Below are 25,520 nucleotides of genomic sequence, written 5' to 3' on the forward strand. Positions count from 1 at the left end.
GCCCAGGCATGGGGTTGGCTTTGTGGGCGGGCGTGTTCATGAGCCTGGCGGCAGCGACACCACCGACGGCGCTGCCGGTGGAGGGTGGCAATGCCCTGACACTCCCGGCGCACAGGCACCTGGTGCGCGTGGACCGCGGCAGTGGCCGGGGCTCGGTGCTGCTGCTGGCGGTGCAGCGCGGGGGGAGTCAGGGACGCGGGCTGGGCCTGTACCGGAGCCACGACAGCGGCGGCTCCTGGAAGTACGAGGGGCCCATCCATGACGACGCCCGTCAGGACCGCGCGGACCTCCTGGCCGTGGGCCGCGACGTGGCGCTCGTCTACTCGGTGGAGACGCCGGACAGCACGGGCATCGGCGGCTCGGCGTCGCGCGACGTCGTCTTCCAGTGGTGGCGCTATCAGTCCTCCACGGACCGCTGGGTGGCCGGGCGGACGCTCAAGGTCTTCGACTCGCGCAGCTCCAGCACGGCGTACTACCGGGCGGAGCTGGCGCGCGACTCGCGGGGCCGCATCTGGGTGCAGGCCTTCAAGCGCGAGTCGGACGGAGGCTCCACGCTCGTCATCGCGGTGAGCACGGACAACGGCTCCACGTTCCGCGAGATGCCGGCCCTGGACCGCAACCTCTCGAAGCGCGGAGGAGGGCGGCTGTTGCACCTCGGCGGGAAGCTCATCGTGGTGTACGGCTCGCACTCGGGGGGCATGGCCGCGCGCTACCGGGTGCGGGACGACGGCGCGCCGCTGTCCTCGTGGTCCCCCGTGCGCACCGCCTTCTCCGAGGGCATCTACCACGGCGCCGCGCTGAGCGCGGTGGCGGACGGCAAGGGCGGCATGCACCTGGTCTACAAGGACAACGCGGAGCGACTGCGGTACCGGCACTTCGATGGCCAGCGCTTCGGCGCGCCGCTCGTGGTGCAGGACAGCGGGGACTGGGCGCTCCAGCCCGCCGTCACCCGCGTGGGCAGCACAGTGCACATCTTCTACAACCGGCCCCACCGCGACGGCCGGGGCTACGATTTGGTGGTGCGCAAGCTGAATGGCCGGAGCTTGGGCTCGGCGCGCGAGCTGGCCTCCATCTCCGGCTTCGCGGGCTACCCCGCCTCCGTCGCCGTGCTCCCCTCCGGCGCGCGCATTCCCTGCCTCTTCGGCCTGGAGCCGAAGGGAAGCTCGGACCGGCTGGCCGTCGTCTTCGCGCCCTCCAGTGGCAACAGCAAGACATCTGCAGAAGACGCCGTCGCCACCGCCGAAGCCCCCGGCGACGGGGACACGGTGATGGTGGACCTGGACGGGCCCGGCGGTGGGGTGGAGCCCTTCACGTCCGTGCTGAAGCCCTCGGCCGAGGACGCCGCGACGGGCTGTGGCGGTGGGCAGGCCCTGGCGGTGCTCGTGGGCCTGCCGATGCTCGCGCTGGAGCGCCGCCGCCGGAAGGGGCTCTTCCGGCGGTAGCCTTCGTGCCGTGCTTTCCGGCTCGCGTCAGGGCAGTGGCCCCTCCACGAGGCGCAGCACGTCCGCGAGCACGCCGGCCGCCGTCACCGCCGCGCCCGCGCCGTAGCCGCGAATCACCAGCGGGGTGGGGCTGTAGCGCTCGGACAGGAAGCTGAGCGCATTCTCGCCGCCCTTCACCGCCGCCAGCGGGTGCTCCAGGGGGACGGGCACGAGTCCCACCGAGCACCCCTCCGGAGTGACGCGGCCCACGTAGCGCAGCACCTTGCCCTCCTTGCGGAGCGCCTCCGCGCGGCGCTGGAAGTGGGCATCCACCTTCGGCAGCCGGGCGAGGAACCCGTCGAGCGGGCCGGACGCATCGAAGTCCGCGGGCAGGAGGGACTCCAGCGCCACGCCCTCCAGCTCCACGTTGCGTCCCAACTCGCGGGCGAGGATGAGCACCTTGCGCGCCACGTCCGTGCCCTGCAAGTCGTCGCGCGGGTCCGGCTCCGTGAAGCGCCGCTCCATCGCGGTGCCCACGGCCTGGGACAGCGGCACGCCCTCCTCGACGAGCCCGAGGATGAAGGAGAGCGAGCCGGAGAGGATGCCTTCGATGCGCAGCACCTGGTCGCCCGTGCGCACCATGTTCTTCAGCGTGTCGATGACGGGCAGGGCCGCGCCGACATTCGTCTCGTAGAGGAAGCGGCGCTGGTGCCGCGACGCCGTCTCACGCAGCGCGCGCCAGTGGCTCCCCCGGCCGGCGTTGGCCTTCTTGTTGGCCGTCACCACGTGGAGCCCTGCCTCCATGAGCGACGGGTAGGCGAGCGCCACGTCCTCGCTGCTGGTGCAGTCCACGAAGATGGGGCGGCCGGGGCGCTTGGCGCGGGCCCAGTCGCGGAAGGTGTCCAGCGCGGGGCCGTCTCCGCCCGCGTCGAGCCGCGCCTCCCATCCCTCCAGGGGAATGCCCTCGCTGGAGGCCACGCAGTGCCGGCTGTTGGCAATGGCGCACACGCGCAAATCGACGCCGTGCGCGCGCAGCTTGGGGGCCTGCTGGCGCACCTGGCGGAGCAGCTCGCCGCCCACGCTGCCCACGCCCGCCACGAGCAGCTCCACCACCTCGGTGGTGCCGAAGCACCGGCCGTGGACGTGGGCCATGGCGCGCGGGCCGTCCGTCTCGGAGATGACGGCGGAGATGCTGCGCTCGCTGGAGCCCTGCGCAATCGCGGCGATGCTGCACCCCACGTCGGCCAGGGCGCTGAAGAACGTCCCCGCCACGCCCACCCGGTGCCGCATGCCGTCGCCGACGATGCTGAGTACCGCGAGCCCGCCCTGGCGCTCAATCGTGTCCACCTTGCCGGCCTCGCGCTCCACCTCGAAGGCGACCTCGAGCGCCTCCACGGCGCGCTGGGCCTCGGCCTGCTGGACGCAGAAGCTGATGGAGCACTCGCTGGAGCCCTGGGTGATGAGGACCACGGAGATGCTGGCGTGGGCCATGGCCTCGAAGACGCGGGCGGCGGTGCCCGGCACGCCCTTGAGGCCCGCGCCGGCGATGTTGACGAGGGCGATGTCCCGCAGGAAGGACAGGCCGCGTACCGGGTGCTGGGGCGGGGCGGCGGCGGCCGTCACGCGGGTGCCGGGGTGCTCGGGGCGGAAGCTGTTGCAGACGCGCACGGGAATGCCGCGCTCGCGGGCCGGGGCAATCGTCTTCGGGTGGAGCACCTTCGCGCCGAAGTACGCCAGCTCCATCGCCTCCTCGAAGCTCACCTCCGGCAGCGGGAAGGCCTCGGGCACCAGGCGCGGGTCCGCGCTGAAGATGCCGTCCACGTCCGTCCAGATTTCCAGCAGCTCCGCGTCCAGCGCCGCCGCCGCCAGCGCCGCCGAGTAGTCCGAGCCGCCGCGTCCGAGCGACAGCGTCTTGCCCTTGCCGTCGCCGCCGAAGAAGCCCGGCATCAGCATCAACCCCGGGCCGCCCTCGCGCAGCGGGGCGAAGCGCGCGCGAATCTCGTCCATCAGCGGCGTGGCCTGCAGCGGGTCTCCCGAGCAGATGAGCGCCTCGCGCGGGTCCACCGCCCGCGGCGCCAGGCCGCGCGCCTCCAGCAGTGCTTCCAGAATCAGGCACGCGGCGCGCTCGCCCAGGCCCGACAGGTGTGCGAGCACGGAGGGCGAGCACTCGCGCAAGAGCCCCACGCCCTGGAGCAGGCCGCGCAGCTCCGAGGCGAGGGTGGCGAGCCCTTCTTCCAGCGGGCGCTGGCGTGCTGCTCCCAGCTCGCCCGCCAGCTCCCGGGAGATGGCGGCGTGGGTGTCCTCGAAGCGGGCGCTCAGCCCGTCCACAGCGCCGCGCTCCTGGGCCACCCGCGCGGCCTCGACGAGGAGGTTGGTGATGCCGGACACGGCCGAGGCCACCAGCATGACGCGCGTCTCCTGGCGCGCCGCCGCCACCAGGTCCACCACGCGGCGCAGCTGCTGCGCACCACCCACGCTCGTGCCACCGAATTTCATCACGCGCACGGCGACACCTCGGGCTTCAGCGGCGAGGAGGGGAGGGCCAGCGGCGGGAGGGGCGTCTGCGGGGTGGGCTGCATGGAGGCTCCTGGGAGTGTGGAGGGTGCGAAAACGAAAAAGCCCCGCGCCGGGGAGCGCGGGGCCGAGTTGGGAGACCTGGAGGTTTCCCAGCTAGACCGCCCGCGCTCCGCGGGGAGTCGTGGTGGTAGTGGTAGTCGTGGTGGTGGTGGACGTCAGAGCCGTCTGCGGGCGCACGGAGGCGGAGGACAGGTGTCCCTCGCCCAGCGCGATGCTCCCGTTGAGGCCGCTCATGGAGTGGAAGGCTGGCTGAACTCGCGGATGCAAGTCAAGCCAGCCACCCATGAGGTGGTATCCGGTTGCAACTCGTACGGGGGGCTCTCAGCCCACCAGGCGCACGACCAGCTGGGTCAGTCCGTAGACCAGCACCGCCATGAGCGCGGCGGCGGGGATGGTGAACACCCACGCCCAGATGATGCGACCCGCCACGCCCCACTTCACGGCGCGCCAGCCCTTGGTGGAGCCCACGCCGACGATGGCGCCCGTAATCGTGTGCGTGGTGGACACGGGGATGCCCCAGTGCGCCAGCGCGATGATGGTGACGCCGCCGCCCGTCTCCGCGCTGAAGCCGCCGATGGGCGCCAGCTTCGTGAGGCTGTGCCCCATGGTGCGGACGATGCGCCAGCCGCCGAAGAAGGTGCCCATGGCGATGGCCGCGTGGCAGGAGATGATCATCCACCAGTCGATGTGGAACGGCCGGTCCTTCCAGATGGTGCCGAAGAGCACCACCGCGATGATGCCCATCACCTTCTGCGCGTCGTTGGTGCCGTGGCTGAACGAGAAGATGCCCGACGACACCAGCTGCAGCCGGCGGAACCAGGCATCCACCCGCAGCGGCGTCTGCTTGTGCACCGACCACGTGCTCGCCAGCATCATCGAGATGCCCAGCAACATGCCGATGAGCGGCGACAGCACGATGAACGCCGCAATCTTCGCGATGCCCGCGCCCACCAGCCCCTTGAAGCCGAGCACCGGCAGCGTGGCGCCAATCATGCCTCCCGCCAGCGCGTGAGAGGAGGAGGACGGAAGTCCCCACCACCACGTCAGGAGATTCCAGGCGATGGCGCCCATCAGCGCGGAGAAGATGACCGCGAGCACCGCGGTCGGGCCCTCGGCGCGGAGCATGTCGAAGTTGATGATGCCCTTGCCCATGGTGTTCGCCACGTGGACGCCACCGGCGAACGCCGCGATGAAGTTGAAGAACGCGGCCCAGGCCACGGCCAGGTTGGGCGACAGCACGCGCGTGGACACCACGGTGGCGATGGAGTTCGCCGCGTCGTGGAAGCCGTTGATGAAGTCGAAAATCAGCGCGACAGCGACGATGAGGACGACGGCGGTGAGTAGCATCTCAGGAGTGCTCCAGCACCACGCCTTCGATGATGTTGGCCACGCCCTGGCACTTGTCGGTCGCGGTCTCGATGAGGTCGTAGATTTCCTTCCACTTGATGACCGTCAACGTGTCCACGCCGCTCTTGAAGAGCCGGCCGACGCCCGCGCGCAGGGCCTCGTCCGCCTGGGACTCCAGCCGCTTGATTTCCTGGCAGCCGGCGAGAATCTGCTCCGGCTTCTTGATGAGCCGCAGCGCCGCCACGACCTCCTGGACCTTCTGGGCGCTCAGCACCAGCAGCCGCGCCAGCTCCGTGGCGTCCGGGAGACTGGTCTGGATTTCGTAGTAGTGCAGCCGCGCCGCCGCCGCGTTCGTCAAATCCAGCACGTCGTCGATGCGCGACAGCAGCGTGTGAATCTGCCCGCGGTCGAACGGGGTGATGAACTGCTTGTGGAGGCGGTTGAAGGCGGTGTGCGTGACTTCGTCACCGCGGTGCTCCACTTCCTTGAGCGCTCGGACGCGCTCGGGCACGTCCCGGTAGTCCACCAGCAGCTCGTGCAGCAGCTTCGCGCCCTGCACGGTGACGGCACACTGCGCGTCGAAGTCGTCGAAGAACTCGTCCGACTTGGGCATCAGCTTCTCGAGCATCCGTCCCTCCAGGTCGCCCGGATGTCCGGGCGAGGCTTGCCCGGGAGTCGTCATCTGTTCGTGACGCTCCCGTGGCGCGCCCGTGACTACCCTACCTGGAGAGAATCTCCACACTTCCTTTTATTTCACTGCGGGTGCCGGACGGCGGGCATGCAGGGCAGGCGAGACGGTCTCCGTCAGCGGTGGTGCCGCTCCCCCCGACATCGAACTCCCAGTGCGTTGCCAGGGGGTGGAAGTACGGGCCGGCGGCGCCGTGCCCCTCGGCGCCGGCTCAGAGCTTGATGACAATCTTCCCGAAGTGGGCGCCCGCCTCCATGTGGCGCAGCGCCTCGCGCGCCTGCTCGAAGGGGAAGACCCGGTCGATGACGGGCTTCAGCCGGTGCTGGGCGAGCACGCGGTTCATGTCCTCGAACATGGCGCGGCTGCCCACGTAGGTGTTCTGGACGTTCAGCTTCTTCGCCTCGACGGTGGCGGGGTCTGGCTTCGCGACGCCACCGCTGAGCATGCCGATGAGGGAGATGTGTCCGCCGGGGCGCGTGGCGCGCAGGGAGTGGGGCAGCGTCTCGGCGCCGCCCACCTCCAGGACGTGGTCCACGCCCTGCCCACCCGTCAGGGCCAGCACCGGCTCCTCCCAGTTCGGGTGCTGCTTGTAGTTGACGGTGCCGTCCGCCCCGAGCCCCTTCGCACGCTCCAGCTTCGCGTCCTGGCTGGAGGTGATGATGACGCGCGCGCCGAGCGCCCGGGCGAGTTGGAGGGCGAAGATGGACACGCCGCCGGTGCCCTGTGCCAGCACCGTCTGCCCCGGCGCGAGCCCGCCCTCGGGCACCAGCGCGTTCCACGCCGTCACGGCCGCACACGGCAGCGTGGCGCCGTCCTCGAAGGAGAGGTGCTCCGGCAGGTGCACCAGGCCCTCGGCGTCCACGGCGACGTACTCCGCGAGCACGCCGTCCACGCTGCCGCCGAGCGCGTGGGCCACCTTCTCCGGCGTCCTCGGGCCGTCCGTCCACGTCTGGAAGAACGTCGGAGCCACGCGGTCACCGGGCTTCACCCGTGTGACACCGGCCCCCACGGCCACCACCTCACCGGCGCCGTCCGAGGCGGGGATGAGGTTGGACGGCCGGCTGCCCGGATACCTGCCCAGCGCGATGAACAAGTCGCGGTAGTTGAGGGACACCGCGCGGATTCGCACCAGGGCCTGCCCTGGGCCCGGCTTCGGCTCCGGCCGCTCCACCTGCACCCAGCCCTCGATGCTGCCTGTCTTCTGGAGTTCGATTGCGCGCATGCGCGCATGACTAGCCATGATGGCGTGGAAATGCCACGCAACCCCGGCCCCCGGCGCTTCAGAACGCCGCGGTGAGGGTGACTTCTCCGAGGAACGGGCGCAGTTCCTCCTCCAGGCGCTTGCGCGGCATGGCCCCGACGAGCTGCTTCACCACCTTGCCGTCCTTGAAGACGAGCAGGGTGGGCATGGCGCGGATGCCATATTGCTGCGCCGTCTCCATGTGCGAGTCGGTGGAGATTTTCGTGAACTTCATCCGTCCCCGCCACTCCGTGGACAGCGCGTCCAGCATGGGCGCGATGATGCGGCACGGAGGGCACCACGCGGCCGTGAAGTCCACCACCACCGGCTCCTCCGCTTCGAGCACCTCGCGCCGGAAGTCCGCATCCGCCAGCTCGATGACATTCCCCGCCATGACGTTTCCTCCTCGGGAGGCGCGGCCCGCACGGGCCGGCGCCTCGGTGTGGAGGATGTGTAATGGCGGAGGCGCGCGGGGACGAGAGCCCCCGGCGCAACGCATTGTTCCGCGAAGCGCCCCTGACGCTAACCTTCCGGCTCCCAGGGCAGCGTGGCGCTGCGCTCGGACAGCAGCGTGAGGAAGGCGCGCACCTTGGGTGGGAGCTGGCGGCTGCTGGGGTAGACGGCGAACACGGGGATGCCCGGGGGCGTCACGTCTTCCAGCACGGGGACGAGCATGCCGCCGCGCACGTCGTCCACGACGAGTGATGCCGGAAGCCTCACCACGCCGAGCCCCGCGCGCGCGGCGGCCTGTCCGGCGCGCACGCTCGGCACGCGCAGCCGGCCCGCCACGGGCACCGTCTTCGCCCGCCGGCCCTCGACGAAGTACCAGACCTCGTCCGTGCCCGGTTCGGCGAGCAGGACGCACTCGTGGCCCTGCAGCTCGTCGGCCGTGTGAGGGGTGCCGTGGCGGCCCAGGTACGAGGGGCTGGCGTAGTAGCCCGTGCGCAGGCGCCCCAGCCGGCGGGCCACCAGCGTGGAGTCCGCGAGCGGCCCGGTGCGCAGCGCCAGGTCATACTCCTCGGCGATGAGGTCCACATGGGCCTCGGCGAGCGACACCTCCACCCGCATCCGCGGCTGGCGCAGCAGGAACTCGGAGATGAGGGGCGTGAGCAACTCGCCGAGCAGGGACAGGGTGGCGATGCGCAGCGTGCCCTGGGGCGTGCCGCGCAACTCGCTCACGGCGCGATTCACCTCACGGGCCTCGGCGACGAGCCGCGCACAGTGCGCGTGGTAGTCGCGGCCCACTTCGGTGAGTCGCAGCCGGCGCGTGTTGCGCTCGAGCAGGCGGATGCCCAGCCGCTCCTCCAGCGCGGCGAGGCGGCGGCTCACCGTGGACTTGCGCAGGCCGAGCCGCTCGGCGGCGGCGGTGATGCCGCCCGTCGCCACGACTTCGACGAAGAGCAGCATGTCATCCAGGAGGGGAGGGCTCGGGGACACGGGCGCAGCCTACAGGGGACGGGTGTCCGCCTCCTCCCTCTCCGTGCGTCCAGGCGGCAAAGAGGGGTGGGCAGGGGCGGGAAAGCCGGGTAGATGCACCCGTCAGGGGAGCGGCCTGCTTCGAGGGACGCTCCAGGTGCTCCCCCGGGTTCTTCCATGATGCCGCCTCGCCCCATGCCGCTGTGTGTCGCGCCGATGATGGACTGGACGGACCGGAACTGCCGGTACTTCCACCGGCTGCTCAGCCGGCACACGCTCCTCTACACGGAGATGGTGACCACCGGCGCCGTCATCCACGGCGACAGGGAGCGACTGCTGGGCTACGAGCCCGCGGAGCACCCCGTGGCGCTCCAGCTGGGCGGCTCCGAGCCCGCCGCGCTCGCCGAGTCGGCGCGCATCGGCCAGGAGTGGGGCTACGACGAAATCAACCTCAACTGCGGCTGCCCGAGCGACCGAGTCCAGTCCGGCCGCTTCGGCGCGTGCCTGATGGCGGAGCCGGACCTCGTCGCCCGCCTCGTGGGCGCCATGCGCGAGGCCGTCAGCATCCCGGTGACGGTGAAGTCGCGCATCGCCATCGACGACCTGGACGAGTGGCCGACGCTGGAGGACTTCGTGCGCAAGGTCTCCGCCGCGGGCTGCACGCGCTTCATCGTGCATGCGCGCAAGGCGTGGCTGCAGGGGCTGAGCCCGAAGGAGAACCGGGACGTGCCCCCGCTGCGCTACGAGCTCGTCTACCGGCTCAAGTCCGAGTTCCCGCACCTGGACATCAGCATCAACGGCGGCATCAAGACGATGGACGCCGCCGCCGACCACCTGAAGCAGGTGGACGGGGTGATGATGGGCCGCGCCGTCTACGAGAACCCCTATCTGCTGGCCGAAGCGGACCGCCGCTTCTTCGGCGCGCAGGAGGCTCCGCCCGAGCGGCACGCCGTCGTGGAGGCCATGCTCCCGTACGTCGAGCGGCGCATGCGGCAGGGGGCGCCGCTGGGAGCCATCACCCGGCACATGCTCGGGCTCTTCCAGGGGTTGCCCGGGGCGCGCGCATGGCGAAGGCACCTGAGTGAGAACGCGCACAAGTCGGGCGCGGGGCCGGACGTGCTCGTCGCCGCGCTCGCGAAGGTGCGCCGCTCTCCCGAGGCGGACGTCGCGGCGTAGGGCTCCCGGTTCGCTTCAGGCCCAGCGGGCACCCCAAGAGGATGCTGCGGTCTCCGCCCAGAACCACCGGCACACGCGACGCACGGCGAGCCACCTCCACCGCATCCGCGAGTCGGTGCGGAAGGTCCACGAGGCCGGGCGCCTTGTGGACACAGATGACGGAGTCTCGCTTCGGCACATAGGGCCCGGACGTCACGGTGATCACCAGTGTCGCACCGAGCCGCCGCCCCAGCCCCGCCCCCAGCAGTGACTCCGTGAGCAGGTCCACCCGCGGAATCCTGCCATCCGGACGGACCGGACCCAGGTCGGAAGGGGCGGAACTCAGGACAATGGGGGACGGACTGGGCGCCTCCGACTGCCCAGGCCTCGTGAGGGCCGGAGCTCGCAGGGCTACAGGTCCACTCCACTTGCACGGCGGGAGCGGAACGCACCGGGCCTGGGCCAGCGTCGCGAGCTGCTTCCTCTCGAGCCTCCGCCACCGGTTGCTCCCAACATGTCAGACCCACCCGGTAGACCGGTGCGGGTGGAAGGAACGTTCCTTCCAGCCGTGAGTCGCCCGGAGGGCGGGGCAGGGGGATGGGGCATGGGGATTCTGGAGCAGATGCGCGTCGACGCCATGTGCGAGGCGGCGGGGGTGTTGGCGGTTCGGGGGTACGAGCACGTGCGCGCCTCGGAGCTGGCACGGGCGCTGCGCATGTCGGTGGGCACCCTGTACCGGCGCTACGGCAGCAAGCACGGCTTCGCGCTGGCGGTGCGGGATTTCGCCGAGAACTCCCTGTGCATCCGGGCGCGCAGCGGTTTCGAGTGTGAGCACGGCAGGCAGGGCGTGGACTTCCGCCAGGCCTTCATCTCCTTCTGGTGGGAGCTGGTCAGTGCGGCCCTGGAGGAGCCCGGCCTCTTCGCCTTCACCTTCTTGCACTGGCACCCCTATGCCCCCGGGCCCCATGCGCCCTACACGTTGAGGCCGTACATGCCACGCGGACTCGGGCCGCTCCCGGCACATGCTCACGAGGCATATGCGTCAGTCGGCACCAGGGGCGGTGCACCGGGGCCGCACGACCCGGACGTTCGCTGGTCAGGTGCATCCGGGCCACACGAGCCAGACGCCTGCCGGTCAGCTGCTTTGGGGCAGCACGAATCAGGCGCTGTCGAGCCAGATGTCATGGCGCCGTACGAATCAGGCGCTGCCGGGGCAGATGACCTGGGGCCGCATGAGCTCCAGGACTCCGGGCCGCGTGCTCCGCGCGCCCTTGGGCAGCAGTCGCACGGCAGGGCTGCGCGGACGATGGTGCGCGAGGTGCTGGAGCAAGGCGAGCGTGAAGGGGCGCTGGCACCGGGGAGCGCCCGGGTGGGCGAGGGCCTGGTATGGGGAGCGTTGGTGGAGCTGGTACGCGCCCCGGCAGAGGAGGGCGCGCTGGTGACCGAAGCCGAGGTCCTCGAAGCGGCAGCGTTTCTCTGGCGGGCCCTGGCGCTCGTCAAAGACTCCGGGCCCCAGGGGACGGACACGCCTCCTCCAGACACCACCCAGCCTCCTTCGACGATGACCGGAAGCCTCGTCGCGGCTTCTTCGCCCGAGCAGTTGGAGGCGCTGGTGGCTGTCTCATGCCCCGTGAGCGAAGCACCGCGCGAGGGCATTGCTGGCCCGAACCCAGGTCACTGCAGCTGTCCTCTCGAATGGGGCCAGCGCGTGTCAGCGCCGCGTGGAGTCCGCGAGCCCTGCTCGCAGCGCGTCCAGCAATCCCGGCGGGTCGCCCTCTCGAAACGCCGCGAGCCCGGCCTCGAAGTCCGCGCGCGCACCCGCTGCGTCCCCCAGCCGCGCCCGCAGTGCCCCGCGCTCCCGCAGCAGCTCCGGGTCCACGTCCTCACCCGCCTGCGTGGCAAGCGCATCCGTGAGGTCCTTCACCGCTTCTTCCAGTCGCCCCAGTCGCGCCCTCACGTTGGCGCGCTGCTGGAGCAGCCACGGATTGCCCGGGTCCTCTTCAATCGCCAGCGTCCAATCGCGCTCCGCCTCCACCTCCCGGCCCAGCGCCTCCAGCGACTCCGCGCGCCTCATGTGGATGACGAGAGCCTTGCGGTAACCCCCGGCCACCAGCGCGTCGAAGTCCGCCACCGCCTCCGCATGCCGCCCCAGCCGTGCCAGCGAGAGCGCGCGGTGCAGCCGCGTGGTGTTGTGTCCGGGCGCAAGCTCCAGCACGCGCTCGTACCAGATGAGCGCCTCCGCCGGTTCTCCCCCCCAGATGCCGAGCGTCTGCCCCAGCTCGCTCAGGATGCGCACCTGTCTCGGGTGCGCCTCGGCGAGCTGGCGGATGAGCGCGAGCGCCGACGCGTACCGGCCGCTTCGCCGCAGCCGGTCCACTTCGCGCATCTGCTCGGACACCTCGGGAGGCCAGGCCTCGCGTCCGTTGCGCTCCACCATCCCCGGCTCACCCGCCCGCTGGGAAGGCGCGCGTCGCTGCGTCATAGGCCTGCCACCAGCCGTTCAGCGCCTGCATGTCCGTGGCGCGGGGCTCGTCGCCGGCTCCGGCCATGTCCAGGTACGCCTTCAGCAGCGGCCGGAAGTACGGGTGCGCGCACCGCTCGATGATGTCCTGCGCCCGCCGCTTCGGGGAGCGGATGTCCATGTTGAGCGCGTAGCCCTGCTCGGTGACGACGCACTTGATGTCGTGCTCGGTGTGGTCGATGTGCCGCACGTACGGCATCACACAGCTCACCGTCCTCCCGTCCTTCAGCCGCCGCGTGGACGGCGTGTGGACGATGCTGAGGTACGCGTTGCGGAAGAAGTCTCCCGAGCCGCCCAGCCCGTTGACGATGCGCGAGCCGTCGATGTGCGTGGAGTTGACGTGCCCGTAGATGTCCACCTCGATGGGCGTGTTCATCGCGATGACGAACAACCGGGAGATGATTTCCGGGCTGTTGGACAGCCACATGGGCCGCAGCACCAGCCTGTCGCGGCACCGCTCGAACAGTTGCATGAAGCGCTGGCGCCCCTCGGCGGAGAAGGACACCGCGGTGGAGGACGCGTACTCGAACTTCGCGTCGTCCTCCACGTAGCGCAGCATTCCGTCCTGGAACACCTCGGTCCAGAATCGAATCTTCTGGAAGGGTGAGTCGTAGAGCTCTCCGATGATGGCGTTGGCCACGTTGCCCACGCCGGACTGGATGGGTGGCAGGCGCTTGCCCCAGTGGAACTGCTCGCGGCACTGGAGCAGGAAGTCGACCACGTTGCGCGCGATGCGCTTGTCCGTGTCGTCCGCCGCCTTGAAGGGCACCGGGTGGTCGGGCGTGCGGGACTCCACCACCGCCACCACCTTGCTCAAGTCGAGCTCCACGTAGGGCGTGCCGATGCGGTCCCTCACGTTCACCACCGGCAGCGGCCAGCCCACGTGCGGGTGCACGGCGGGCGGGACGATGTCGTGGAAGCCCGTGTAGTCCGGCACTGCCGTGTTCACCTCGAGGACAATCTTCTTCGCGCGGGCGAGCGCCTCCACGCTGATGCCCACCGAGGAGGTGAGGATGACGCTCCCGTTGGGCCGGATGCGCGACACCTCCACCACGGCCACGTCGATGTCGCCGTAGAAGCCGTACATCAGGTTGCGCGCGAAGGCGGACAGGTGGACGTCCGTGAAGTCCATCTCCCCGGCGTGGATGCGCCGGCGCGACGCGGCCGACGACATGTACGGACCGCGCTTGCGGATGAAGGGCGCCAGGGGGCCCTCCACGTTCTCGGACAGCGAGGCGCCGGACAGCAGGGTGATGCCTGCTTGCGGCAGTTGCTGCGAGAAGTACCAGGCCAGTGCCGGAAGGAAGGTCTTCGGCTCGCCCGACTTGGTGAAGCCGCTGATGGCCACCGTGCTGCCGTCGGCCACGTGCTTCACGGCCTCCTCGACGGGGACGACCCTGGCCAGCAACTCCGGGTTCTCGATGCGGTCCTTCAGGGAGCTCGTCACGGTCATGGCTATGGGGAGAACGGCCGGAGTGGGAGGGTCGTTCGCGCCCGCGGGAAGATGACACACCGCGTGCTCCACCGGGGGGCGAGGTGGAGGGCGGGCCCCCGCCATGGCCGCGCGGCGAGGCGTGGGTGGGGATTCGGGAAGAGGCGGGCAGGCGGGCGTGTTGGGGGCGCCGCGATTCCGTCCTACGGTTCGCGGCGGGCCGCCGCCAGGCTCCGCCCCTACCAGACAGCCACCCTTTCGTTGGGAGACCCCCTTCTCATGCGTAAGCTCCTCTTCGCCGGTGCGGGCATGGCCGTGCTCGCATCCGCCGGTTGCGCCACGACGACCCCGCCCGCCCAGGAGTCCCAGAACATGGCTTCCGCCCCGTCTGCCTCCACCGCTCCAGCTGCCGCCGCTGACCCGTCTGGCTCCAATGCCCCTGCGGCGCCCGCTGCCACCCCGTCGAACCCGCTGCTCGCGAAGTGGGCCGGGCCGTACGGTGGGTTGCCGCCGTTCGCCCAGGCCCAGGTGGCGCAGTTCAAGCCCGCGCTCGAGGCGGCCATGGAGGAGAACCGCCGGGAGATCGCCGCCATCGTCGACACGGCCGCCCCGCCGACGTTCGAGAACACCATCGTCGCGCTGGAGGCGGCCGGGAAGACGTTTTCCGACGTGGAGACGCTCTACGGTGTGTGGAGCTCGACGATGGCCACCCCGGAGTTCCAGGCGCTCCAGCGGGAGATGGCGCCGAAGCTCGCGGCCTTCGACGATGAAATCTACCAGAACGCGGGGCTCTTCAAGCGCATCGAGGCCGTCTACAACTCGCCCGACAAGGCGAAGCTGACGCCCGAGCAGCAGCGGCTCACGTGGCTGCACTACACGCGCTTCGCCCGCTCGGGCGCGAAGCTGGACGTGGCGGCGAAGCAGAAGCTGGCCGCCATCAACCAGCGGCTCGCGTCCCTCTACACGTCCTTCAGCCAGAATGTGCTGGCCGAGGAGGAGGGCTACACCGTCGTCCTGGAGTCCGACGCGGACCTCGCGGGGCTGCCCGACTCCGTACGCGCCGGCGCGGCGGCGGCCGCCGAGTCGCGCGGGCTCAAGGGCAAGTGGGTCATCACCAACACGCGCTCGTCCATGGAGCCGTTCCTCACGTACTCGGCCCGGCGGGATTTGCGCGAGAAGGTGTGGCGCAACTACGTCAACCGCGGCGACAACGGCGACGCGCGCGACAACAACGCCACCATCGCCGAGGTGCTGAAGCTGCGCGCCGAGCGCGCGAAGCTCCTGGGCTACGCGACGCACGCGCACTGGCGGCTGGAGAACACCATGGCGAAGACGCCCGAGCGCGCCATGGAGCTGATGGAGGCCGTCTGGAAGCCCGCGGTGGCCCGCGTCCATGAGGAAGTCCGGGACATGCAGGCCGTGGCGGACAAGGAGGGCGCGAAGCTGAAAATCGAGCCCTGGGACTACCGCTACTACGCGGAGAAGGTCCGCAAGGCGAAGTACGACCTGGACCAGAACGAGGTGAAGCCGTACCTGCAGCTGGAGAAGCTGCGCGAGGGCATGTTCTGGGTGGCGGGCGAGCTGTTCGGCTTCGCCTTCACCCCGGTGACGGACGTGCCCGTCTACCACCCCGACGTGCGCGTCTGGGAGGTGAAGGACAAGGCCAGCGGCCGCCACGTGGGGCTCTGGTACTTCGACCCGTACGCGCGGCCCGGCAAGCGCTCCGGCGCGTGGATGAATGCGTACCGCAACCAGGAGCGGTTCCGCGGTGAAGTCACCACCATCGTCTCCAACAACTCCAACTTCGTGAAGGGCGCGCCCGGAGAGGCGGTGCTCATCAGCTGGGAGGACGCGTCCACGCTGTTCCACGAGTTCGGCCACGCGCTGCACGGGCTCAGCTCCAACGTGACGTACCCGTCGCTTTCGGGCACGTCCGTGGCGCGCGACTACGTGGAGTTCCCCTCGCAGCTCTTGGAGCACTGGCTGTCCACGCCCGAGGTGCTCAACACCTACGCGCTGCACTACCAGACGGGGAAGCCCATCCCGAAGGCGCTGGTGTCCCGCATCGAGAAGGCCGCGACGTTCAACCAGGGCTTCGGCACGGTGGAGTACCTGTCCAGCGCGCTCATCGACATGAAGCTGCACCTGGCGGGGGACAAGCCCATCGACCCGGATGCCTTCGAGCGCGACACGCTGAAGGCGCTGGGCATGCCGAAGGAAATCGTGATGCGGCACCGCACGCCGCAGTTCGGCCACGTCTTCGCGAGCGACGGGTACTCGGCGGGCTACTACAGCTACCTGTGGTCCGACACGCTGACGGCGGACGCCTTCGAGGCCTTCACCGCGGGCAAGGGCGCCTACGACAAGGGCGTGGCCGAGCGGCTGCGCAAGAATGTCTTCTCCGTGGGCAACACGCTGGACCCGGCCGAGGCCTACCGCGGCTTCCGCGGCCGTGACGCGGGCATCGCCGCGCTGATGCGCAAGCGCGGCTTCCCCGTCCCGGGCGCGGCGGCGCAGGCGAAGGACGCGAAGTAGCGCACTCGTATATCGGGCTCCGGGGAGGGCATCCCCGGAGCCTGGGAGCCCGGCGGGCGGGCCTACCCGTCCAGCGGGAAGAAGTGGCTGAAGGGCCCGGGGCCGCTGCCCAGCGCCAGCGGGTGCTCGAGCGCGGTGGTGACATACGCCTTGGCGCGCCGGGTGGCGTCCAGCGCGTCGCGCCCCAGCGCCAGGTGCGCGGCGATGGCCGCCGACAGCGTGCACCCGGTGCCGTGGGTGTTGCGCGTCTCCACCGAGCGCAGGTGCAGCGTCTCCAGGTGCTCCCCGTCGAACCAGACGTCCGTCCCACGCAGGGCGCCCGTCATGCCGCCGCCCTTGACGAGCACCGCCCGGGGGCCGAGCCGGTGGATGCGGCGCGCGGCCTCGCGCATGTCCTCCAGCGTGTGCAGCTCCAGGCCCGCCAGCAGCTCCGCCTCGTGGCGGTTGGGCGTGGCCACCGTGGCCAGCGGCAGCAGCAGGGCCTTCAGCGCCCCCACGGCCGCGTCGTCGATGAGCCGCGCGCCGGCCCGGGACACCATGACCGGGTCCACCACCAGCGGCCCCAGCTTCAGCTCGCGCAGCCTTGCGGCCACCGCGGTGATGATGTCCGGGTTGACGAGCATGCCCGTCTTCACCGCGCCCGCGCCGATGTCTGTCGCCACCGCGTCGATTTGCGCGACGACGGAGGCGGCGGGCAGCACGTCCACGCGGGTGACGCCCCGCGTGTTCTGCGCGGTGACGGCCGTCAGGGCGCTGGTGCCGTGGACGCGGTGGAACGCGAAGGTGCTCAGGTCGGCCTGGATGCCTGCGCCACCCCCGCTGTCCGAGCCGGCGATGGTGAGCGCTGTGACGGGCCTGTGGGTTTCCATGGGCGCATGGTGGGGCAGCGTTCACGTTGGAACCAGCACTTCGGGCCGGCGTGGGTGTCCGGGACGCCGCACCCCGGGAGGTGGGTTTCAGGAATCCCAGGAAGGGGCCGCACTGACATCAGCCTTCAAGGCACTCCCAGAAAGCCAGACATGCTGTAGCTTTCCGGCCTCACGCAAGGAGGCAAGATGCTGAAGCATGTTCGTGGGTTCGCGATGACGGTGCTGGTGGGGGCCGTGGTGGTGGGGCTGTCCGCGTCCGCCCGGGAGCGTCCCAGGCCGAAGTGCGTGAAGGTCTCCGGTACGCTGACGAGCACCCTCAGCACCGGCGCCTGTGCGAGCCCGGTGGGCATCTGCACCACGGGGGAGTTCAAGGGGGACGGGCTGCTCAACGGGCGCACCCGCTTCGTGGCCGATTCGCTCCAGCCGGCGGCGGCCACCGAGGCGCCCTCGACGCTGGTCTACTCCGGGCTGCTGACCCTCCACACGAAGGCCGGCACGCTGACGACGCGCGACACCGGCATCCTGGACACGGCGAACGGGCTCATCGGGGCGAGGGACGTCATCGTCAGCGGCACCGGCATCTTCGCCGGGGCCACCGGCTACATCCTCTTCCAGGGCACCGGCACGTCCACCTTCGTCAACGAGGCGAGCGGGGAAATCTGCCTCCAGCGCTGAAGCCCTTCTGGCTCACGGGTCCAGGAACGCGCGCTTCACGGCCTGCAGGAGCGGGTCTCTCGCCCCTTCCGCGGCCCGGGGCAGGTGGCCCTGGTTGATGGTCCACAAGATGGTGCCCCCCAGTCCCTGCTCGCGCGCGAAGCGCCCCTTGGCGGCGATGGACTGCGCGTCCTCGTAGGAGATGTAGTTGCAGTGCCCGGGGCCGTACATGGACGGGAAGGACAGGTACGGAGACTTCGCCTGGCCGTCCCAGCGGTATGCCTCGGGCTCGTAGTACTCCGTCATGATGTTGGTGTAGCTCATGGCGTTGTCGCTCTGCCCCTCGACGACGTCCCGCCGGCCGTCGAGCGGCGTGCGCGGCTCCGTCACGCCCTGCCAGCACGTGCCGAAGAAGCCGATGCCCACGCCCAGCCGCCCCGCGGGGACGCCCGCCGCCAGGTAGCCCTGGACGGAGCTGGCCACCGAGGTGGGCCGGTGGGGCGCGTCGTCCGTGAGCGGGCTGGAGTGCCAGCTCTCCCAGCTGCCCCAGTTGCCGCTCATCTTGTAGGACATGATGTTCATCTGGTCGACGCGCGCGGCCAGCCGCCCCATGAACTCCGCCCGGACCGGGCTCATCCCGAAGTTGGCGTTCAGCCAGTCCACCGGCATGGTGAGGATGATGTCCGGCCGCGCGGCGCGCAGGTCATCCAGCAGCGCCAGCAGCTGCTCGCCGTCATCCGGCGGGGGCTCGGCGCCCTCGGGCGTCTCCGCGGCCAGGTTGATGGGCTCCCAGTCCACGTCGATGCCGTCGTAGCCCAGCTCGTCCATCAGCTTGATGAGGTTCTTCACGAGGATGGGACGCGACTCGTCGGTCGTGGCCGTCACGAAGCGGTCATGCTCGCCGAAGCCCCCCAGCATCATCAGCGCCTTGCGCCCGTGCGCGTGGGCGCGCTCGGCGAGCGCCTTCGCCACGACGGGGCCCTCATAGTCGGTGATGTCCAGGTCCGCGCTCACCGTGCCCCAGTGGCCCGGCTTGAAGCGGCCGACGACGAGGTGGGTGATGCCCGACAGGTCCACCGACTCCACCGGGAGCAGTGCGCGCTGGTACCCGACGTAGTAGCCCGACACCCAGCTCGTCGGCGCGCCGCCCGAGCGCGGCTGCACCAGGGAGGTGGAGACTTCCGGGCCGTCCCCCACCGCGTTGGTGGCCACCACCTTGAAGCGGTAGGGCACGCCATTGAGGAGGCCGGGGAGGGTGGCGCTCGCGGCCGGCGCGTCCACCGTCACCGTGGCACCCCCCGGCTCCGCGGTGACGCGGTAGGAGCTCAGGGGCCGCCCGCCGAAGCTGGCCGGCGCCAGCCAGCTCACGTACGCCTCGCCGTTGCCCGCCGTCGCGCGCACCGAGCGGGGCTGGCCCGGGATGGTGGGGTTGGCCAACTCGGCGCCGGCCAGGGGCGTCACGGACTCCGTGGGGATGGAGGCCGGGCCCTCGCCCTTCGCATTCACCGCCGACACCTTGAAGAGGTACGGGAAGCCGTTGTTGAGGCCTCGCACCGTGGCCTGCAACTCGTCCGCGCTGACGATGGCGCCGCCGCACGCCGGCTCGCAGCGGACCACGTAGTACATGAGCGGGTTGCCGCCGTCCGTCGTGGGCGGCGTCCACTTCACCAGGGCCTGGGTGTCCGCCGCGTCGGCCTTCACCGAGGACGGTGCCCCCGGGAGCCCCGTGTCGTCGGCCTTCCCACCACAGCCCCCCAGCAGCGCCCCCGCCATGAGCGCAAGGACGACCCAGCGGTTCGTCGTGGACTGAATCTGCATGGACCCACCCCCTCGGAGAGGGCCCGTATATACGAGCACTGCCTGACACTCACAGTGGAAAATTGAATATCAGGCTCTCTCCTGTCTTCCCGGGCTGAGCTCGCCGCATTTCTCTCGGAGTGTGAGAAGGCGGAGGGGCTGAAGGGGAGATTTTCCGGTCTGCTAGCGTGCGGCGCCCCCTTCGCGAGCCCTTCCGATGAAACGCTTCCTCCTGCTGCTGTTGCTCGGCCTCTGCCTGCTGGCCGGCGTCCTCGTGACGCGGACGCTGTCCGTCCCCTCCCGCCAGGTGCCGTCGGAGGCCGCGGCGCCGTTCTCCGTGGACGCGGACGCGGCGGCGGCCCGGCTCGCGGGGGCGCTGCGGCTGAAGACGGTGGCCGCGACGGACGGGGCGCCCGCCAATGACGAGGCCTTCACCGCGCTCCACGACTACCTGCGGGAGCACTTCCCCCGCGCCCACGCGTCGCTGAAGCGCGAGGCCGTGGGGCGCCACTCCGCCCTCTACACGTGGACGGGCACGGACGCCTCGCTGCGCCCGGTGCTGCTGGTGGGGCACCTGGACGTGGTGCCGGTGGAGCCCGGCACGGAAGGCGCGTGGACGCGCCCTCCGTTCAGCGGCGACGTGGCGGACGGGTACGTGTGGGGCCGGGGCGCGCTGGACGACAAGGGCAGCGTGCTGGCCATCTTCGAGGCGGTGGAGGCGCTGCTCGCGGCGGGGCATGCCCCGAAGCGCACGGTGCTGCTCGCCTTCGGCGGGGACGAAGAAGTGGGTGGCCATGGCGGCGCGGAAGTCGTGGCGAAGCTGCTGCGCGAGCGCGGCGTGACGCTGGAGTCCGTGCTGGACGAGGGAGGGATGATGCTCACGGGCACCGTCCCGGGCGTGACGGCGCCGGTGGCGCTGGTGGGCGTGGCGGAGAAGGGCTTCGTCAGCGTGGAGCTGGTGGTGGAGGGGGAGGGGGGCCACTCGTCCATGCCTCCGAAGCAGACGGCGGTGGGCGTGCTCAGCCGCGCCGTCACGCGCCTGGAGGAGCAGCCGATGCCGGCCCGGCTGCGGGGCGGGAGCCGGGCCCTCTTCGACTTCATGGGGCCGGAGATGCCCTTCGGAATGCGGCTCGTGTTCGCCAACCTGTGGCTCTTCGAGCCGCTGGTGGTGCGCCAGCTGAGCGCCCAGCCCTCTACCAACGCGGCGGTGCGCACCACCACCGCGGCCACCATGTTCGAGGGCAGCGTGAAGGACAACGTGCTGCCGGCGCGCGCCCGCGCGGTGGTGAACTTCCGCATCCTCCCCGGGGACTCCGTGGAGGGCGTGCTCGAGCACGTGCGCCGCGTGGTGGACGACTCGCGCGTGAAGGCGGGCACGCTGTCCTTCCAGAGCGAGCCCTCGCCGGTGTCGCGGACGGACTCGGAAGGCTGGGGCGTGTTGCAGCGGAGCATCCGCCAGGTGTTCCCCGAGTCCCTGGTGGCGCCGTACCTCATGGTGGGCGCCGCCGACGCGCGCTACTTCACGGCCTTGAGCGACAGCGTCTACCGCTTCATGCCCCTGCGCCTGGAGCGCGCCGACCTGGCGCGCCTGCACGGCCGCGACGAGCGCGTGTCCGTGCAGGGCTACGCGGGCGCGGTGCGCTTCTATGCCCAGTACCTGCGCAACGCCGCGGACTGAAAACACGCGAATACAGATGTTCCGGCGTTACCGCCACGTCTGGACGCCCGGCGGGGAAGCCGTGACTGGCTGCTCTCCCGGCATGGGTGTGCATGTGGGCGCGAGTCCCGTGTTGCGAGCGAAAGTCCGCTCGTCCTGCACATGTGTGTGAATCCTGCACGGCTTGGGGGGCGTCGAGAGGCCAGGGCTCATGGATGGATTGACACATGCTTCAAGCACTTTCAGCATCTGTGTTCATGCTGACCCCCCTCAGGCCTACTCCCCGACTCGCGAGACTCGTGCTCGCCTCTCTCTTCTTCGCGCTCGCCGCCTGTGGTGGTGACGGTGGCACCGGCAAGCCGGACGGCGGCTCCAATCCGGACATCGACTCCGGGGTGGACGGGGGCGACATTCCCCTGACGTGTGGTGACTTCGAGCGCCAGCCCACCGAGGCCTGTGACGACGGCAACACGGTGAGTGGCGACGGCTGCAGCGCGGCGTGCAGCGAGGTAGAGCCCGGCTGGTCCTGCGACACGGCCGGCCAGCCCTGTGTCCGCACCCAGGGCTGTGGCAACGGCAAGGTCGAGGCGCCCGAGGCGTGCGACGACCGCAACATCACCTCGGGCGACGGCTGCAGCGCCACCTGCACCGTGGAGCCCGGCTACAACTGCCCGCAGTCCGGTGGCCGCTGCCGCGCGGCGGCGTGTGGTGACCGCATCATCGCCGGTGACGAGGAGTGCGAGGACGGCAACACCGCCGCGGGCGACGGCTGCAGCGCGCTGTGCCGCCTGGAGGAGGGCTACAAGTGCCCCACCATCGGTCAGGTCTGCCAGACCACGGTCTGCGGCGACGGCAAGGTCGAGGGCACCGAGCAGTGCGACGACGGCCCGGTCAAGGTCCACGACATGGGCGACGGCTGCTCGCCCCAGTGCAAGAAGGAGCCGGACTGCGACACCAACGGCAACTGCACGTCCGTGTGCGGCGACGGCGTGATGCTGCCCAACAGCACGGTCGAGCAGTGCGATGACGGCAACACCCGCGCCAACGACGGCTGCTCGCCGACGTGCCGCCTGGAGGAGGGCTTCGCCTGCACCGTCGTCACGCAGGACCCGCCGGCGAAGGTCTCCATCCCCACCGTCTACCGCGACTTCCGTGGCTACGACCTGCCGGCAGCGGGCGCGCTGCCCAGGGGCCACATCGACTTCGAGAACAAGAACGGCGGGGAGACGGGCATCGTCGCGACGACGCTGGGCGCCGACGGCAAGCCCCAGTACGCGCGGGCGACGGGCGGCTCCAACACCACCGCGGGCAAGGACACGTTCGCCCAGTGGTACACGGACGTGGCGAACGTCAACAAGCCCCTCGTCGGGACGCTGGAGCTGACGCGCCAGGCCAACGGCTCGTACCTGTTCGACAACCCGAACTTCTTCCCGCTCGACGGCAAGGGCTGGGTGGCGTCCGGCAACGAACCCACCCGCACCAACGGCCACAACTTCAGCTTCACCAGCGAGGCCCGCTACTGGTTCGAATACAAGGGCACCGAGGTGCTCAACTTCAACGGCGACGACGACGTCTGGGTGTTCATCAACGGGAAGCTGGCGCTGGACCTGGGCGGCGTGCACGGCGCGCTGGAGGGCACCATCACCGTGTCCCAGAAGGCCGCCGACCTGGGGCTGCGCGTGGGCGGCATCTACGAAGTCGTGGTGTTCCAGGCCGAGCGCCACACCACCGCCTCCTCGTACAAGCTCACCCTCAACAACTTCGTCACCCGCCGCACCGAGTGCACCGCCACCTGCGGCGACAGCATCGTCGACAAGACCAAGGGCGAGGAGTGCGATGACGGGGTGAACGACGGCGGCTACGGCCAGTGCGCCCGCGGCTGCGTGTGGGGCCCGCGCTGCGGCGACAACGCCATCCAGGCCGAGGGTGGCGAGGAGTGCGATGATGGCAACACCAACAACCGCGACGGCTGCAGCTCGGTCTGCAAGTTCGAGATTGGCTGACGTCCGCGTCATGTAGGACCGCCGAGCAAGGGAGCAGTCGTGGCGCGGGGGCCGTCTGGTATGGTCCCCGCGCTTCCATGGCCTCCCGTCCGTACCTGCGTCTATTGGCCCTCGTGTGGCTCGTGCTGGCCGCCCCCGCCTGGGGTGCGGCCTCGCGGCGGCCGCTGCCTCCGGAGGCGGAGGTGATGGGGATGCTCCGCCAGCTCGAGACGGCCCGCGTGCAGGGCAGGGCCCGCGCGCTGGAGGACGACTTCGACGAGCAGGCCCGGGAGCGGCCGCACGACTCCATGCCCCGCGTGTACCGGGCGTGGCTGCAGTTCCCCACGGACGCGTGCTGGAACGAGCTGAAGGCGCTCTCCACCCTCTACCCGGAGAACCCGTGGCCCCTGGTGGGCATGGGGCTCATCTACGTGCGCTGGGGGATGCTGGCGGAGGCCCGGGGAGTATTCGCCACCGCGCTGCGGGAGAAGCCCGGCTTTCCGCCCGCGCTCTGGGGCGAGGCGGTGCTGCTGCAGGCGGAGCGCCGGCCGGTGGAGGCCGAGGCCCGCTTCCGCGAGGCGCTCGCGAAGCTGGACGCGCCGCAGATTCGCACCGCGCTGGGGTTGTTCCTCGCCCAGCAGCCGGGGCGCGAGGCCGACGCGCGCGCGGAGCTGACGCGTGCGGTGGAGGCCTGGCCCGAGCAGCCCGAGGCCCTCAAGACGCTGGCGCGGCTGGCCCAGACGGGCAACGACGTGCGCGCCGCCGCCGTGGCCGGGGACAAGCTCGTCTCGCTCAAGCCGCGCGACAGGGAGGCCCACCGGGTCCAGGCCGGGCTGTGGCTGGCGGCGGGGGAGAAGGACAAGGCCGCGGCGTCGCTGGAGCGCTACGTGGCGCTGGGCGGCGCGGAGCCCGCGTCGCTCTGGCAGCTGGCGCGGCTGTATACGGAGCTGGGCCGGGGCGCCGACGAGGAGAAGGCCCTGGGGCGCCTCATGGAGGCGGACGGCAAGGACGCGGAAGCCGCGCTCCGGCTGGCGGAGCTGGCCGAGGCCCGGGGTGACATGGCGTCGTCAGAGGGCTTCCTCGTGAAGGCATCCGAGCGGGCCCCGGCGCGCTCCGACGTCCACGTGCGCCGGGCCCGGCTGGTGCTGAAGCAGGAGCGGTTCCAGGACGCGCTGGGGGCGTACCGCGCGGCGCTCGCGGCCCCGGAGCGGCGGGTGCCGGAGGCGGAAGGGGAGGCCGCCGCGCTCGTGAAGCGCTTCCGCCTGCCCGCCACTCCGGCGAAGGGGACGGCGGACCAGATATACAACCGCGTGTCGCTGGGGCTGGTGGCGCTCTACACGGAGCGGCTCAAGGAGGTGCCGGAGCTCAAGGGCAACCTCAAGGTGCGCGTCCAGGTGGATGAGTCCGGCCGCGCCACGCAGGTGGCCGTCCTCTACGACAGCCTCAAGGACGCGCTCCTCGCCGGCCACGCGTACTTCGCCTTCATGGACGCGCAGTACCCGCCCGGGCAGGACGCGCCCGTCTTCCAGTACGTCTTCCGCCCGCCGAAGTGAGGGCCGGCCGGAGCCGGCTCCACCGCGCCGGCCCGCTCAGACGCCCGTCAGGTCGTAGATCTCCTGGATTTCGCGCAGCGTCTTCTGGAAGTCGAGCCGCAAATCCTTGATGAGGCCGTTGCGCATGTCGAACACCCAGGCGTGGACGGTGGGGAAGCCGCGCTTGAGATAGGCCTGCTGCACGGCGGCCGTCTTGATGATGTTGATGCTCTGCTCGATGACGTTGAGCTCCACCAGCCTGTCGTAGCGGAGCGCCTCGTCCTTGATGCCGTCCAGCTCCGCCTTGTGCATGCGGTACACGTCGCGGATGTTGCGCAGCCAGGGGTTGAGGATGCCCAAATCCCTGGGAATCATGGCGGCCTTCACGCCGCCGCACCCGTAGTGGCCGCACAGGATGATGTGCTTCACCTCGAGGTGCCGGACGCCGTAGTTGATGACGGACATCACGTTGAGGTCGACGTTGTTGACCAGGTTGGCGACGTTGCGGTGGACGAAGACGTCCCCGGGCGCCAGGCCCATGATTTGATTCGCCGGCACGCGGCTGTCCGAGCAGCCGATGTAGAGGAAGTCCGGGCGCTGCTCGACGGAGAGCCGGGCGAAGTACTCCGGGTCCGTCTTGAGCTGCTCTTCAGCCCAGCGACGGTTGTTCTCGAAAATCTGCTCGTAGGGCGTCACG

The 25,520-nt window shown here is 70.6% G+C and carries 18 protein-coding genes and 1 pseudogene; 8 read left to right on the forward strand and 11 right to left on the reverse strand.

The genetic code is table 11. From position 1 onward, the window contains the following. Positions 1 to 8: 8 nt before the first annotated feature. The gene (locus G4D86_RS45495) at positions 9 to 1,442 is read left to right on the forward strand and encodes a hypothetical protein (protein ID WP_164001514.1); all 1,434 of its coding nucleotides are present in this window, start codon (positions 9 to 11) and stop codon (positions 1,440 to 1,442) included. Between the two features lie 27 nt (positions 1,443 to 1,469). Here G4D86_RS45495 and thrA read toward each other — a convergent pair whose 3' ends face one another. From thrA to G4D86_RS45525, 6 genes are all read right to left on the reverse strand, one after another. Next, entirely contained in the window at positions 1,470 to 3,917 is a 2,448-nt protein-coding gene (thrA, locus tag G4D86_RS45500; protein WP_240360858.1) for a bifunctional aspartate kinase/homoserine dehydrogenase I, read from the reverse strand. A 402-nt stretch (positions 3,918 to 4,319) separates the two neighbouring features. Next, a complete protein-coding gene (locus G4D86_RS45505) occupies positions 4,320 to 5,345 on the reverse strand; it encodes an inorganic phosphate transporter (RefSeq protein WP_164001518.1) in 1,026 nt (341 codons plus the stop codon). A gap of 1 nt (position 5,346) precedes the next feature. Further along, the gene (locus G4D86_RS45510) at positions 5,347 to 5,973 is read right to left on the reverse strand and encodes a DUF47 domain-containing protein (RefSeq protein ID WP_164001520.1); all 627 of its coding nucleotides are present in this window, start codon (positions 5,971 to 5,973) and stop codon (positions 5,347 to 5,349) included. A gap of 271 nt (positions 5,974 to 6,244) precedes the next feature. Beyond that, complete coding sequence (locus tag G4D86_RS45515; protein ID WP_164001522.1) at positions 6,245 to 7,255, reverse strand: zinc-dependent alcohol dehydrogenase family protein; 1,011 nt, start codon at positions 7,253 to 7,255, stop codon at positions 6,245 to 6,247. A gap of 58 nt (positions 7,256 to 7,313) precedes the next feature. Continuing rightward, complete coding sequence (trxA, locus tag G4D86_RS45520; protein ID WP_164001524.1) at positions 7,314 to 7,667, reverse strand: thioredoxin; 354 nt, start codon at positions 7,665 to 7,667, stop codon at positions 7,314 to 7,316. 128 nt (positions 7,668 to 7,795) lie between these two features. Then, positions 7,796 to 8,680 carry a LysR family transcriptional regulator gene (locus tag G4D86_RS45525; RefSeq protein ID WP_205520361.1) on the reverse strand — a complete coding sequence of 295 codons (885 nt, stop codon included), beginning with the start codon at positions 8,678 to 8,680 and terminating at the stop codon, positions 7,796 to 7,798. 186 nt (positions 8,681 to 8,866) lie between these two features. On the opposite strand from G4D86_RS45525, the gene dusA reads away from it, so the two are divergent. Then, positions 8,867 to 9,865, forward strand: coding sequence for a tRNA dihydrouridine(20/20a) synthase DusA (gene dusA / locus G4D86_RS45530; protein WP_164001528.1), 999 nt, complete (start codon positions 8,867 to 8,869; stop codon positions 9,863 to 9,865). A gap of 616 nt (positions 9,866 to 10,481) precedes the next feature. Then, positions 10,482 to 10,607 (forward strand): annotated as a pseudogene (locus G4D86_RS54405) (TetR family transcriptional regulator); the annotation flags it as partial. A 948-nt stretch (positions 10,608 to 11,555) separates the two neighbouring features. Here G4D86_RS54405 and G4D86_RS45540 read toward each other — a convergent pair. Beyond that, positions 11,556 to 12,326 (reverse strand): tetratricopeptide repeat protein, encoded by a 771-nt coding sequence (locus tag G4D86_RS45540; protein WP_240360844.1) that lies wholly within the window; start codon positions 12,324 to 12,326, stop codon positions 11,556 to 11,558. Beyond that, entirely contained in the window at positions 12,289 to 13,818 is a 1,530-nt protein-coding gene (locus tag G4D86_RS45545; RefSeq protein ID WP_164001530.1) for an acetyl-CoA hydrolase/transferase C-terminal domain-containing protein, read from the reverse strand. Before G4D86_RS45545 ends, G4D86_RS45540 begins: the two co-directional genes overlap by 38 nt. Positions 13,819 to 14,076: 258 nt before the next feature. Between G4D86_RS45545 and G4D86_RS45550 the strand changes: the two genes are divergently transcribed. Then, complete coding sequence (locus G4D86_RS45550) at positions 14,077 to 16,332, forward strand: M3 family metallopeptidase (protein ID WP_164001532.1); 2,256 nt, start codon at positions 14,077 to 14,079, stop codon at positions 16,330 to 16,332. A 62-nt stretch (positions 16,333 to 16,394) separates the two neighbouring features. Here the strand turns inward: G4D86_RS45550 and thiD are convergent, their stop codons facing one another. Next, positions 16,395 to 17,201, reverse strand: a complete 807-nt coding sequence (gene thiD / locus G4D86_RS45555; RefSeq protein WP_164001534.1) for a bifunctional hydroxymethylpyrimidine kinase/phosphomethylpyrimidine kinase — start codon at positions 17,199 to 17,201, stop codon at positions 16,395 to 16,397. Positions 17,202 to 17,387: 186 nt separating this feature from the next. On the opposite strand from thiD, the gene G4D86_RS45560 reads away from it, so the two are divergent. Beyond that, positions 17,388 to 17,876 (forward strand): hypothetical protein, encoded by a 489-nt coding sequence (locus G4D86_RS45560; RefSeq protein WP_164001536.1) that lies wholly within the window; start codon positions 17,388 to 17,390, stop codon positions 17,874 to 17,876. 12 nt (positions 17,877 to 17,888) lie between these two features. Here the strand turns inward: G4D86_RS45560 and G4D86_RS45565 are convergent, their stop codons facing one another. Then, positions 17,889 to 19,673: a glycosyl hydrolase family 18 protein gene (locus G4D86_RS45565; protein WP_164001538.1), complete on the reverse strand. Its 1,785-nt coding sequence runs from the start codon at positions 19,671 to 19,673 to the stop codon at positions 17,889 to 17,891. A 196-nt stretch (positions 19,674 to 19,869) separates the two neighbouring features. Between G4D86_RS45565 and G4D86_RS45570 the strand changes: the two genes are divergently transcribed. The 3 genes from G4D86_RS45570 (at position 19,870) to G4D86_RS45580 (ending at position 24,844) form a co-directional block, all read left to right on the forward strand. Further along, positions 19,870 to 21,330 carry a M20 family peptidase gene (locus G4D86_RS45570; protein ID WP_164001540.1) on the forward strand — a complete coding sequence of 487 codons (1,461 nt, stop codon included), beginning with the start codon at positions 19,870 to 19,872 and terminating at the stop codon, positions 21,328 to 21,330. Positions 21,331 to 21,566: 236 nt separating this feature from the next. Continuing rightward, the gene (locus tag G4D86_RS45575; RefSeq protein WP_164001541.1) at positions 21,567 to 23,312 is read left to right on the forward strand and encodes a DUF4215 domain-containing protein; all 1,746 of its coding nucleotides are present in this window, start codon (positions 21,567 to 21,569) and stop codon (positions 23,310 to 23,312) included. 77 nt (positions 23,313 to 23,389) lie between these two features. Further along, positions 23,390 to 24,844, forward strand: coding sequence for a hypothetical protein (locus tag G4D86_RS45580; protein ID WP_164001543.1), 1,455 nt, complete (start codon positions 23,390 to 23,392; stop codon positions 24,842 to 24,844). A gap of 36 nt (positions 24,845 to 24,880) precedes the next feature. Here G4D86_RS45580 and G4D86_RS45585 read toward each other — a convergent pair whose 3' ends face one another. Further along, positions 24,881 to 25,519, reverse strand: coding sequence for a carbonic anhydrase (locus G4D86_RS45585; protein WP_240360845.1), 639 nt, complete (start codon positions 25,517 to 25,519; stop codon positions 24,881 to 24,883). Position 25,520 lies beyond the last annotated feature (1 nt).

The organism is Pyxidicoccus caerfyrddinensis, from assembly GCF_010894405.1.
Taxonomy (GTDB): Bacteria; Myxococcota; Myxococcia; order Myxococcales; family Myxococcaceae; genus Myxococcus; species Myxococcus caerfyrddinensis.